The organism is Pseudomonas sp. Mn2068, from assembly GCF_049319725.1.
Taxonomy (GTDB): Bacteria; Pseudomonadota; Gammaproteobacteria; order Pseudomonadales; family Pseudomonadaceae; genus Aquipseudomonas; species Aquipseudomonas gingeri.
This window is the reverse complement of sequence record NZ_JBMOUG010000004.1, coordinates 343,084-354,916: the sequence shown is the minus strand read 5'-3', so window position 1 is coordinate 354,916 and position 11,833 is coordinate 343,084. Positions and strand designations below refer to the sequence as shown.

Below are 11,833 nucleotides of genomic sequence, written 5' to 3'. Positions count from 1 at the left end.
GGGCCTTGTTCGCCGGCAAGCCGGGCTCCTGCGGGGGCATGTGTCGACGCGTGACAGGTATTAAGCCGGGCCCGGTATGGTTATAATCGACCACTTTATGAGCAAGAAGCGCGTTATGCAGCTGGTTCGAGGCCTCCACAACCTGCGTCCCCGGCATCGGGGCTGTGTCGCCACTATTGGCAACTTTGACGGTGTTCATCGTGGTCACCAGGCCATCCTGGCCCGACTGCGCGAGCGTGCGCTGGAGTTGGGCGTGCCCAGCTGCGTGGTGATTTTCGAGCCGCAGCCCCGGGAGTTCTTCGCTCCGGAGACCGCGCCGGCCCGCCTGGCGCGCTTGCGCGACAAGCTGCAACTGCTGGCCGCCGAGGGCGTGGACCGGGTGCTGTGCCTGGCGTTCAACCAGCGCCTGAGCAAACTCAGTGCCGCCGAGTTCGTCGATACGATCCTGGTGGACGGGCTGGGTGTGCAGCATCTGGAGGTCGGTGACGACTTCCGTTTCGGCTGCGACCGGGCCGGCGATTTCGATTTTCTGCTGCAGGCGGGTAACGTCCGCGGCTTTACCGTCGAGGCGGCGCAGACCGTCGAACTCGATGGCTTGCGGGTCAGCAGCACCCAGGTGCGTAACGCCCTGGCGGCAGCCGACTTTGCCCTGGCCGAGCGTCTGCTCGGCCGTCCGTTCCGGATTGCCGGACGGGTGTTGCACGGACAGAAGCTGGCGCGCCAATTGGGTACGCCAACGGCCAACGTGCAGCTCAAGCGCCGTCGGGTGCCGTTGACCGGGGTCTACCTGGTCAGCGTCGAGATCGACGGCCAGCCGTGGCCGGGCGTCGCCAATATCGGCGTGCGACCCACGGTTTCAGGTGATGGCAGCGCTCACCTGGAAGTGCACCTGCTGGATTTTGCCGGTGATCTGTATGACCGGCGTTTGACCGTGGTTTTCCACCACAAGCTGCGCGATGAGCAGCGATTCGCCTCCCTCGAGGCGCTCAAGACGGCGATCAATGCGGACGTCGCCGCCGCCCGTGCCCACTGGCAGGGTTCACCGCTTAAAAAGAGCCTGAAATGACCGACTACAAAGCCACGCTTAACCTCCCGGACACCGCCTTCCCGATGAAGGCCGGCCTGCCACAGCGCGAACCGCAGATCCTGCAGCGCTGGGACAGCATTGGCCTGTACGGGAAGTTGCGCGAGATTGGCAAGGATCGTCCGAAGTTCGTTCTTCACGACGGTCCTCCATACGCCAACGGCACGATTCACATCGGTCATGCGTTGAACAAGATTCTCAAGGACATTATCATCCGTTCCAAGACCCTGGCCGGCTTCGATGCGCCGTATGTGCCGGGTTGGGACTGCCATGGCCTGCCGATCGAACACAAGGTCGAAGTGACCCACGGCAAGAACCTGGGCGCGGACAAGACCCGCGAACTGTGCCGTGCCTACGCCACCGAGCAGATCGAAGGGCAGAAGTCCGAGTTCATCCGCCTGGGCGTGCTAGGCGACTTCGCCAACCCCTACAAGACCATGGACTTCAAGAACGAGGCCGGTGAAATCCGTGCCCTGGCCGAAATCGTCAGGGGCGGTTTCGTGTTCAAGGGCCTCAAGCCGGTGAACTGGTGCTTCGATTGCGGCTCGGCGCTGGCCGAAGCCGAAGTCGAGTACCAGGACAAGAAGTCCTCGACCATCGACGTCGCGTTCCCGATTGCCGATGAGTCCAAGCTGGCCGCCGCGTTCGGCCTGTCGTCGCTGACCAAGCCGGCCTCGATCGTGATCTGGACCACCACCCCGTGGACCATCCCGGCCAACCAGGCGCTGAACGTCCATCCGGAGTTCACCTACGCCCTGGTCGATGTCGGCGACAAGTTGCTGCTGCTGGCCGAGGAACTGGTGGAGTCCTGCCTGTCCCGCTACGGCCTGGAAGGTGCGGTGATCGCCACCGCCAAGGGCGAAGCTCTGGACCTGATCAACTTCCGCCACCCGTTCTACGATCGCCTGTCGCCGGTCTACCTGGCCGACTACGTCGAGCTGGGCGCCGGTACCGGCGTGGTTCACTCCGCCCCGGCCTACGGCGAGGACGACTTCAAGACCTGCAAGCACTACGGCATGGTCAATGACGACATCCTCACACCGGTACAGAGCAATGGCGTGTACGTCGACTCCCTGGAGTTCTTCGGCGGCCAGTTCATCTGGAAGGCCAACCCGAACATCGTCGACAAGCTCAGCGAAGTCGGTGCCCTGCTGCACACCGAGACCATCAGCCACAGCTACATGCACTGCTGGCGCCACAAGACCCCGCTGATCTACCGCGCCACCGCGCAGTGGTTCATCGGCATGGACAAGGCGCCCGTGGCTGGCGATACCCTGCGCGAGCGGGCGCTCAAGGCCATCGAGGACACCCAGTTCGTGCCGGCCTGGGGCCAGGCCCGCCTGCACTCGATGATCGCCAACCGTCCCGACTGGTGCATCTCCCGCCAGCGCAACTGGGGCGTGCCGATTCCGTTCTTCCTCGACAAGGAAAGCGGTGAGCTGCACCCGCGTACCGTCGAGCTGATGGAGCAGGTGGCCCAGCGTGTCGAGAAAGAAGGCATCGAGGCCTGGTTCAAGCTGGATGCCGCCGAACTGCTGGGTGACGAAGCGCCGCGGTACGACAAGATCAGCGACACCCTCGACGTCTGGTTCGACTCCGGCACCACCCACTGGCACGTGCTGCGTGGCTCGCACCCGGTAGGCCACGAGAGCGGCCCGCGCGCCGACCTGTACCTGGAAGGTTCGGACCAGCATCGCGGCTGGTTCCATTCTTCCCTGCTGACCGGTTGCGCCATCGACAACCATGCGCCGTATCGCGAACTGCTGACCCACGGTTTTACCGTCGACGAAGCCGGCCGCAAGATGTCCAAGTCCCTGGGCAACGTGATCGCGCCGCAGAAAGTCAACGACACCCTGGGCGCCGACATCATGCGCCTGTGGGTCGCCTCGACCGACTATTCGGGCGAAATGGCGGTGTCCGACCAGATCCTGCAGCGTAGCGCCGACGCCTACCGGCGTATCCGCAACACCGCGCGTTTCCTGCTCTCCAACCTGAGCGGCTTCAATCCGGCCACCGATATCCTGCCGGCGGACGAAATGCTCGCCCTGGATCGCTGGGCGGTGGACCGTGCACTGTTGCTGCAACGCGAACTGGAACTGCACTACGGCGAGTACCGTTTCTGGAACGTCTACTCCAAGGTGCACAACTTCTGCGTGCAGGAACTGGGCGGTTTCTACCTCGACATCATCAAGGACCGCCAGTACACCACCGGGGCCAACAGCAAGGCGCGGCGCTCCTGCCAGACCGCACTGTTCCACATCTCCGAGGCGCTGGTGCGCTGGATCGCGCCGATCCTGGCCTTCACCGCCGACGAGCTGTGGCAGTACCTGCCGGGCGAGCGCAACGAATCGGTGATGCTCAATACCTGGTACGAAGGCCTCAGCGAACTGCCGGAAGGCTTCGAGCTGGATCGCGCCTACTGGGAGCGGATCATGGCGGTCAAGGTCGCGGTCAACAAGGAAATGGAGAACCTGCGGGCAGCCAAGGCCATTGGCGGCAACCTGCAGGCGGAAGTCACCCTGTTCGCCGAAGAGGCACTGGTCACCGACCTGAACAAACTGAGCAACGAACTGCGCTTCGTGCTGATCACCTCCACCGCGACCGTGGCGCCTTTGGCGCTGGCGCCGGCGGATGCCGTGGTCACCGAGGTGCCGGGCCTGAAGCTCAAGGTGGTCAAGTCCGGCCACGCCAAGTGTGCCCGTTGCTGGCACTGCCGCGAGGATGTCGGGGTGAACCCGGAACATCCGGAAATCTGCGGTCGCTGCGTCGACAACATCAGCGGCGAAGGCGAGGTGCGTCACTATGCCTAATGCCGGTGCCGGCCGTTTCGGCCGCCTGGGCTGGTTGTGGTTGAGCGTGCTGGTCCTGGTCATCGACCAGGTCAGCAAGCTCCACTTCGAAAGCTCACTGACCATGTACCAGCAGATCGTGATCATTCCCGACTACTTCAGCTGGACCCTGGCCTATAACACCGGCGCGGCCTTCAGCTTCCTGGCTGACAGCTCCGGCTGGCAGCGCTGGCTGTTCGCCCTGATCGCGGTCGTGGTCAGTGCGGTGCTGGTGGTCTGGCTCAAGCGCCTGGGGCGCAACGAAACCTGGCTGGCCATCGCCCTGGCACTGGTGCTGGGTGGGGCGCTGGGCAACCTGTACGACCGCATCGCCCTGGGTCATGTGATCGACTTTATCCTGGTGCACTGGCAGAACCGCTGGTACTTCCCGGCGTTCAACTTTGCCGACAGCGCCATTACGGTGGGCGCGGTGATGCTGGCGCTGGACATGTTCAAAAGCAAAAAGTCCGGAGAAACCGTTCATGACTGAACACGCAGTGGCTGAGCAACGGATCGGTCAGAACACCCAGGTCACCTTGCACTTCGCCTTGCACCTGGAAAATGGCGACACGGTCGACAGTACCTTCGACAAGACCCCGGCGACCTTCAAGGTTGGCGACGGCAGCTTGCTGCCGGGCTTCGAAGCGGCCTTGTTCGGCTTCAAGGCCGGTGACAAGCGCAGCCTGACCATCCCGGCGGAAAATGCCTTTGGCCAGCCCAACCCGCAGAATGTGCAGATCATCCCGCGTTCGCAGTTCCAGGGCATGGAGCTGTCGGAAGGCTTGCTGGTGATCTTCAACGACGCGGCCAATACCGAGCTGCCTGGTGTGGTCAAGGCCTTCGATGACGTCGAAGTGACCGTCGACTTCAACCATCCTCTGGCCGGCAAGACCCTGACCTTCGATGTGGAAATCTTCGAGGTCAAGGCGCTGTAGGAGCCGGCTGGCTGGCGATAGACCGCGCAAGCGGTCAAACTGATCTGAAACCCGCGCGCAAGACACGAGGCACAGCATGCAAATCAAACTCGCCAACCCCCGTGGCTTCTGCGCCGGCGTGGACCGGGCGATTGAAATCGTCAACCGGGCCCTGGAAGTCTTCGGACCGCCGATCTACGTGCGTCACGAAGTGGTGCACAACAAATTTGTCGTCGAAGACCTGCGCGCCCGCGGCGCCATCTTTGTCGAGGAGCTGGACCAGGTGCCGGACGACGTCATCGTCATCTTCAGTGCCCACGGCGTTTCCCAGGCCGTGCGCAGCGAGGCGGCCGGTCGCGGGCTGAAGGTGTTCGATGCCACCTGTCCGCTGGTCACCAAGGTGCATATCGAAGTCGCGCGCTACAGTCGCGATGGTCGTGAATGCATCCTGATCGGCCACGCCGGGCACCCGGAAGTGGAAGGCACCATGGGGCAATACGACGGCAGCAACGGTGGCGCCATCTACCTGGTGGAGGACGAGAAAGACGTCGCCGCCTTGCAGGTGCGCAATCCCGACAGGCTGGCCTTCGTGACCCAGACCACCTTGTCGATGGACGACACCAGCCGTGTCATCGACGCCCTGCGGTCTCGGTTCCCGGCCATTGGCGGGCCACGCAAGGATGACATCTGCTACGCCACGCAAAACCGCCAGGACGCGGTCAAGCAACTGGCGGACGAATGCGATGTGGTGCTGGTGGTCGGCAGCCCGAACAGCTCCAACTCCAACCGCCTGCGTGAGCTGGCCGAGCGCATGGCGACCCCGGCCTACCTGATCGACGGCGCCGAAGACATGCAACGCAGTTGGTTCGAGGGTGTCGAGCGCATCGGCATCACCGCCGGCGCCTCGGCACCGGAAGTACTGGTGCGCGGGGTGATCCAGCAGCTTCAGGCCTGGGGCGCCACCGGTGCCGATGAGCTGGCCGGTCGCGAGGAGAACATCACGTTCTCCATGCCTAAGGAACTACGCGTTCGCTCGTTGCTCTGAGCCTGCAGTCTGACAGAGCGCCTCCGGGCGCTCTCGTGTATCGATCCGCGCTCTGCCGGTGGAGGCCAGTACCACCCGCAGGTGGCTGATGGCTTGCTCCCTCGCGCAGACATGCAGCGTGCCTCCCCTCGATGAGCCGTTCTCGTAGCGCAGTTCGCCCAGGCTGGTGAAGCGGATAAAGCTGCGCATGGTGGTATTGCCCCTGATGGGGGTTCTGCCATCTCCGCGTCGCTCACTCAGGACCGGGTTGTCCGGGTCCTCATGGCCATTTCCGTTCTGGTCGATCACGATCCTCCAGCCACGGCTCCAGTCGCCTTCCAGCGGGTGAATGATCACGCTTCGCTGGCGCAGGATCGCTTCGGTGCGGGCCGTGCGCAGGCCGGTGGCGAGTTCATCGGCCGAGACTCTTCGGTGCTGGGAGTCCATGAGGTCCCTGAACGACGGAAAGGCCAGATGGGCCAGTAGGGCGATCAGGGCCAGCCCGACCAGCAGTTCGATCAGTGTGAAGCCTCGCGGTGACATATCGGCCGACTCCCTGTTTATTTTGATGACAGTGCTTCCGTGCACTGGTCCATCCAAAACAACCGTATATCCTGTCGTCGGTTGTCTGGAGGACAGGGCTAGTTATAGTCCAGAGCAGGCGGGGTGGGGAGTACGCATATGTTTCAACGTACCAGAGGTTTCACGCTGGTCGAGCTGATGGTCGCGGTGGCGGTGCTGGCGATTCTGGTCACGGTCGCGGCACCGGTGTTCACCAGCAGCATCCAGAAGACCCGAGCCGATTCCGAGGCCAGCGACCTGATGCGCGCGTTGAATTATACCCGTCTCGAGGCGATCAACCGGGGGGTGAATGTGCGCATTGCGCCCACGGCGGTCGGAGGCTCCTGGACCCAGGAACTGACCACTCGGCTGAGCCCAGCGGGGAACGTGCTGCGGGTGACTCCGGCCATGTCGACGGCGGCGACGGTGGCGAGCAATAACGTGGCGTTCATCGAGTTCAACAACCTCGGTGGGCTGGCCAGCCCGGCGGCCAATACCACCCTGACCTTTGTCGAGGGGGCCTACACCAATGCGGTCACCGTGTGCCTGACAGGGCGGATCGTCCTCAATGGAGTGTGCCAATGATGCGTAGCGATCAACGGGGCACAACCCTGGTGGAAGTGCTGGTGGCCATGCTGGTCATGGCGATCGGTCTGCTCGGTGCGGCGGCCTTGCAACTCAATGCCCTGAAGAGTACCGACAGCTCGACCATCGGCACCCAGGTCAGTTTCATCACCTACGACATACTGGATCGCATTCGAGCCAACCCTTGTTCGAATTCCACGCTCAATCCCTGCGTCAATCCCGGGGCTGACTATCAGTTGGGAAGCCTTACGGCTCCCAGCAGCATTTCGACGATACGGGACCAGGATCTGTCCGACTTCGTCACCAACCTGAACAATATCGCCGGTGCGGCGAACGTTACCGGCACCATCTCGGTCGCGTCCGGTGTCGTCACTATCACGATCAACTGGAATGACGCACGCGCCGCGAACGCTGCCGCCACTTCGACCTTCTCCCTGGTCAGCCAGGTTTCAACCGTGTGGAACGGCCTATGAAAAAGCTTTCCGGGGGATTCGGCCTGGTCGAGATCATGGTTGCGCTGGTGCTGGGCCTGGTGGTGGTCCTGGGCGTTACACAGATATTCGTCGCGGCCAAGAACACCTACACGAGCCAGACCGCCGCTGCCGGGATTCAGGAGGATGCTCGCTTCGTGCTGAGCAAGATCCAGCAGGAAGTCCGCATGGTGGGGATGTTCGGGTGTGTCGGCACCGTGGCGGACTCCAGTGACAACAGCGCCTTCACCGCGGCCTACAATGCGCCGATTACCTGGGACAACGCCAATCAGGCGCTGACTCTGGTCACCGCGGACGTCGGCAATAACGGTACGGTGCCGGCCTGGACGATTCTCTCCGATTGCCTGGTGCAATCCACGGCCTATACCGGCGCCCGGGCGGCGGGCAGTGGGCAGATCGCCTTGCCGGTCAGGCAACTGGTCTACTCCTTCGCCAACAACCAACTCTATATCGGCCCGCTGAACAATCGCCAGCCACTGATCAGCAATGTGCAGGCTTTTTCGGTGTCGTTCGGGATGGCCCGGACGGTGCTCGACAGCACGGCGTTCAGTTACTCCGCCAACCCCTCCAACGCAGCCCTGATTCGCAGTGTGCGCCTGACCCTGACGCTGAGGGACCCGACCAACAAGGTCAGCAATCGCACATTCAACGTCGTGGCGTCCGTGCGTAACCGGCTCAGATAAGGAGGGCATGCATGTGAAGACTTTTGCCCGTGGGGCTCATCGATTCAATCCGCGATCCCAGCGCGGCATGGCATTGCTGGTCAGCCTGGTGTTTTTGCTGTTGCTGACGCTGATCGGTATTTCGTCGATGCAGAACGCCAACCTGCAGGAAAAGATGTCCGGCAGCGTCAAGGTGCGCAACGAGTCGTTCCAGTTTGCCGAGAGCGCGCTACGTGTGGGGGAAAGCATTGTGCAGGCGTCGACATACGATTTGGCGGTTTGCTCAAGCACCACGCGCTGTGCACCGCCCGCCGAGGCGACCAACAATGCCGTGGCGCTGACCGCGGGCGCCAATGCCACTTCGGGAGTCACCTGGGTGGCGGTCACCAATGGTTTTTATGGCATCCAGAAGCTGGGCACCACCAAGGACCCGGTCAATGTGAACCAGGCGGGCATGGAAGACAGTCTTTCCTGGACCACCTACAGGATTACCGGCGTGGGTAATCAGGGTGCGTCGCGCACCGTGCTGGAGAGCATCTATGTCAAGAAGTAAGCGGTCGGGCAGCGTGCTTTCGCGACTCGCCAAACTGATAGGCGGTGGTCTTCTCGGGCTCTACCTCAGTGCTCCGGCCTATGCCTTCACGCCCTCTGACTCGCCCTTGTTGAGCGCCGGTTCGGTGACACCGAACGTGATGCTGCTGGTGGATAACTCGGGGAGTATGAACAACCTGATTCGTACGGCGGACTTCAATCAGGCGACGACGACGCCCCAGGTCTACAACTGCGCTTCGAATACCAGTTGCAGTACCAACATCAATGGCCTGGTCGCACTCGATATGAACAATGAGAATCAGTTCATCAGTGATTTCAACCAGGGTGGCTGCAGCAGTGGCTACGATGGTTTCAGAATCGCTACCAGTGTCAGTAACAATGCGCCTACCAATGTTCTTTACTGCATCAAGTTCCCCGATCCCGTCGGTGGTGGCAATACCCGGATTTCCAACCGGTATGTGGCTTATCTCATCGCCAGGATGATCACCGCCGGGCTGGTCAAAAAGGACTACTCCACCGACAGTACGATCCCCAATGACTATCGGATCAACGTCGCACGTAACGTGTCCTCGTCACTGGTCACCAGCAACCGCAACCTGCGTATCGGGTTGGCGACCTTCAATTCGCCTCGCAGCGGTGATAATGGTCCGGGCGGTAATATCGCCCGGGGGATCAGCGATCTGTCGCCGGTGAGCGGGTCGACCACCCAAGCCCAGGCGGACACCAACTACAACGCGCTGATTTCCTCTATCGGTGGTCTGTCGGCGGTTGCCAACACGCCACTGGCTGAAACGTATTACGAGATCACTCGCTATTTCCGTGGGATGGCGCCGTACTACAACTCGACACCGAGTACCTATACCAGCCCGATCCAGTACCGCTGTCAGAAGAACTACGGGGTGGTGATCACGGATGGCCTGCCGACCTATGACCGCACGTTCCCGAGCAACGACCCTCTGGGCGGCAGCAACCTGCCGAACTGGGACGGGATCAATAATGACGGCGACAACCTGAGTGGCGACGGCGAAGGCGACACGCTCTATCTGGACGATATCGCCAAGTTCGCCTATGACATCGACATGCGCTCCGCGGGTAACGATGCTGCCGGCAAGAGTTGGGACGCTGCGGACTTCCCGAAACAGAATATGTTTACCTACTCCGTGGGGTTTACGGCTGACAACCAGATGTTGGCCGATACCGCGCGGTATGGACACGGTAACTACTATCAGGCGACCGACAGTGCGGGGTTGAACGCGGCGCTGTCGGCGGCACTCAATGACATCACCTCCAAGGCGGGATCCGGCGGTGGTGGCGCAGCGAGTTCATCGAGCCTGCGCGCCAATACCTTGTTCTATACCTCGCAGTACGACCCCACAGATTGGCGCGGCACCATCCGGGCCTTTGCGTTCAATACCGACGGATCGCTCAGTTCCACGGCCAACTGGACGAGCGACACGACCATCTCTCCCAGCGGCACGGCCACTCCAACTTTTCAGTCTTGGAATACCCTGACCAGCGCGGCTATCACTCTCGCCTATGGCAACTTCGCCCCGCTTCAGCAGGTCGCCCTGGGATTGAGCCTGCCCCTGGGCGTTACCGGCAACGATCTGGTGGAGTGGAGCAAGGGCACCAACAGGACCGGTCTGAAAACCCGCAGCGTGTACCTGGGGGACGTCGTCAACTCGCGACTGGTTTATGCGTCGCCGACCGATCGCACGGCATCGGACAGTCTTGGCGACACCACTTACACCACCTACCTGGACGGCAAGAGTACCGGGATGACGGCTCGCCTGGTGGTCAACGCCAACGATGGATTCTTCAACGTCATCGACCCGGTGGTTGGCAACCGCCTTTATGCCTACATGCCGTCGAGTGTGATCAACAACCTGCACTATGTCGCCGATCCGAACTACATCAATGGTACCAGCCACAAGTTCCTCAACGATGGCCAGATCACCGTGGCCGATGCCAAGCTCAACAGCACTTGGAACACTGTCGCGGTAGGCGGTGTCGGTGCCGGTGGCAAGGCGTTCTTTGCGATCCGGCTCTACGGGGCGTCGACCTCCAACACCATCAGCGCCCTGTGGGAAATCAAGGCGCCGGATGTCGCCAATACGCTCAACGTCTTCAATGACCTGGGTTATGCCTATGCCAAGCCGGAAGTCGCACGCCTGGCCGATGGTCGCTGGGCGGCGTTCATCGGCAACGGCTACGGCAGTACCTCCGGTGTGGCGGCGTTGTATGTGGTGGACATGCGCGACGGTTCGCTGATCACCAAGATCACCGCCGACAACACCGGGAACAACGGCCTCAGCTCGGTGAAGCTGCGAGTCAATGCTCAAAGTGTCGTGCAGTATGCGTACGGCGGCGATCTGAAAGGGCAGATGTGGAAGTTCAACCTGACCGACTCCACACCTTCGAACTGGGGGGTGGCATTTGGTGGCGCACCGCTGTTCACCGCTTCGGGTGGTTCGGCCCAGCCGATTACCGCGCAACCGGTCGTCGGCAACCTGCCCGGGCAAGGCAAGCTGGTCTATTTCGGTACCGGCAAACTCAGTGAAACGGCGGACAAGACCACCACGGCACGCCAGGCGTTCTACGCCGTCCTGGATAATGACGGGACCAGCGCCAGCTATACCGAGAGCAATCTGGTGGCCCAGACGATCAATGCTCCCGCGACGGGAACGTCGTTTTTCACCTCCAGTCAGAATTCGGTCGATTACACGACCAAGAAAGGGTTCTACTTCTCCCTGGTTCTCAACAACACCCTGACCGGGGAGCGGGTCATTTACCCGGCGCTCCTGACCTTTGGTCGATTGATCTTCACGACGGCCATCGTTGACACCAGCGACCCGTGTTCGAGCTCGGGATCGGGCCGACTGATGGATGTCGATGCGGTGACCGGGGCCATGCTGACGTACCCGGTGCTGGACTCCAACAACGATCGGCGAGTCAATGCCAGCGACCAGATATTCAGTGGTATCAACTACAGTGGTGGCGTGCCGAACATCGGTGGCCTGGTCAGCAATCCTGATGGGTCCCAGATCATTACAGGGCCGCAAGGCTCGCCGATCGAACTGGGTGGCGTGAACAACCGACGCATCATGTGGCGACAATTACAGTGAGTGAGGG

General features: G+C 61.8%; 11 protein-coding genes. 10 read left to right on the top strand and 1 reads right to left on the bottom strand.

Annotated features, from left to right (window positions below; genetic code table 11):
- Positions 1-115 precede the first annotated feature (115 nt).
- The 5 genes from ribF (at position 116) to ispH (ending at position 5,871) form a co-directional block, all read left to right on the top strand.
- A complete protein-coding gene (ribF, locus tag ACL9RJ_RS12310; RefSeq protein ID WP_017123461.1) occupies positions 116-1,066 on the top strand; it encodes a bifunctional riboflavin kinase/FAD synthetase in 951 nt (316 codons plus the stop codon).
- Positions 1,063-3,894, top strand: coding sequence for an isoleucine--tRNA ligase (gene ileS / locus ACL9RJ_RS12305; protein ID WP_422765288.1), 2,832 nt, complete (start codon positions 1,063-1,065; stop codon positions 3,892-3,894). The genes ribF and ileS overlap by 4 nt, the downstream gene beginning before the upstream one ends.
- Positions 3,887-4,402, top strand: coding sequence for a signal peptidase II (lspA, locus tag ACL9RJ_RS12300; protein ID WP_017123463.1), 516 nt, complete (start codon positions 3,887-3,889; stop codon positions 4,400-4,402). The genes ileS and lspA overlap by 8 nt, the downstream gene beginning before the upstream one ends.
- 7 nt (positions 4,403-4,409) lie before the next feature.
- Positions 4,410-4,847 (top strand): FKBP-type peptidyl-prolyl cis-trans isomerase, encoded by a 438-nt coding sequence (gene fkpB / locus ACL9RJ_RS12295; protein ID WP_177084561.1) that lies wholly within the window; start codon positions 4,410-4,412, stop codon positions 4,845-4,847.
- A gap of 76 nt (positions 4,848-4,923) precedes the next feature.
- Entirely contained in the window at positions 4,924-5,871 is a 948-nt protein-coding gene (gene ispH / locus ACL9RJ_RS12290) for a 4-hydroxy-3-methylbut-2-enyl diphosphate reductase (protein ID WP_017123465.1), read from the top strand.
- Here ispH and ACL9RJ_RS12285 read toward each other — a convergent pair.
- Positions 5,848-6,393 (bottom strand): GspH/FimT family pseudopilin, encoded by a 546-nt coding sequence (locus ACL9RJ_RS12285; RefSeq protein WP_017123466.1) that lies wholly within the window; start codon positions 6,391-6,393, stop codon positions 5,848-5,850. The two genes, ispH and ACL9RJ_RS12285, sit on opposite strands and share 24 nt — an antisense overlap.
- A gap of 138 nt (positions 6,394-6,531) precedes the next feature.
- Between ACL9RJ_RS12285 and ACL9RJ_RS12280 the strand changes: the two genes are divergently transcribed.
- From ACL9RJ_RS12280 to ACL9RJ_RS12260, 5 genes are all read left to right on the top strand, one after another.
- Positions 6,532-6,996, top strand: coding sequence for a GspH/FimT family pseudopilin (locus ACL9RJ_RS12280; protein WP_017123467.1), 465 nt, complete (start codon positions 6,532-6,534; stop codon positions 6,994-6,996).
- Positions 6,993-7,469 (top strand): type IV pilus modification protein PilV, encoded by a 477-nt coding sequence (gene pilV / locus ACL9RJ_RS12275; RefSeq protein WP_017123468.1) that lies wholly within the window; start codon positions 6,993-6,995, stop codon positions 7,467-7,469. The genes ACL9RJ_RS12280 and pilV overlap by 4 nt, the downstream gene beginning before the upstream one ends.
- Positions 7,466-8,170, top strand: a complete 705-nt coding sequence (locus ACL9RJ_RS12270) for a PilW family protein (protein ID WP_017123469.1) — start codon at positions 7,466-7,468, stop codon at positions 8,168-8,170. Before pilV ends, ACL9RJ_RS12270 begins: the two co-directional genes overlap by 4 nt.
- A gap of 67 nt (positions 8,171-8,237) precedes the next feature.
- Positions 8,238-8,702, top strand: a complete 465-nt coding sequence (locus ACL9RJ_RS12265) for a pilus assembly PilX family protein (protein ID WP_370590950.1) — start codon at positions 8,238-8,240, stop codon at positions 8,700-8,702.
- Entirely contained in the window at positions 8,689-11,826 is a 3,138-nt protein-coding gene (locus tag ACL9RJ_RS12260; protein ID WP_042934226.1) for a pilus assembly protein, read from the top strand. Before ACL9RJ_RS12265 ends, ACL9RJ_RS12260 begins: the two co-directional genes overlap by 14 nt.
- Positions 11,827-11,833 lie beyond the last annotated feature (7 nt).

What these genes read in the sequence shown, in the direction of transcription:
- ACL9RJ_RS12270 (WP_017123469.1), top strand. Translation starts at nt 7,466, where the DNA reads ATGAAAAAGCTTTCCGGGGGATTCGGCCTGGTCGAGATCATGGTTGCG.
- ACL9RJ_RS12285 (WP_017123466.1), bottom strand. Translation starts at nt 6,393, where the DNA reads ATGTCACCGCGAGGCTTCACACTGATCGAACTGCTGGTCGGGCTGGCC.
- ACL9RJ_RS12265 (WP_370590950.1), top strand. Translation starts at nt 8,238, where the DNA reads ATGGCATTGCTGGTCAGCCTGGTGTTTTTGCTGTTGCTGACGCTGATC.
- ACL9RJ_RS12260 (WP_042934226.1), top strand. Translation starts at nt 8,689, where the DNA reads ATGTCAAGAAGTAAGCGGTCGGGCAGCGTGCTTTCGCGACTCGCCAAA.
- ACL9RJ_RS12280 (WP_017123467.1), top strand. Translation starts at nt 6,532, where the DNA reads ATGTTTCAACGTACCAGAGGTTTCACGCTGGTCGAGCTGATGGTCGCG.
- lspA (WP_017123463.1), top strand. Translation starts at nt 3,887, where the DNA reads ATGCCTAATGCCGGTGCCGGCCGTTTCGGCCGCCTGGGCTGGTTGTGG.
- pilV (WP_017123468.1), top strand. Translation starts at nt 6,993, where the DNA reads ATGATGCGTAGCGATCAACGGGGCACAACCCTGGTGGAAGTGCTGGTG.
- ispH (WP_017123465.1), top strand. Translation starts at nt 4,924, where the DNA reads ATGCAAATCAAACTCGCCAACCCCCGTGGCTTCTGCGCCGGCGTGGAC.
- ileS (WP_422765288.1), top strand. Translation starts at nt 1,063, where the DNA reads ATGACCGACTACAAAGCCACGCTTAACCTCCCGGACACCGCCTTCCCG.
- ribF (WP_017123461.1), top strand. Translation starts at nt 116, where the DNA reads ATGCAGCTGGTTCGAGGCCTCCACAACCTGCGTCCCCGGCATCGGGGC.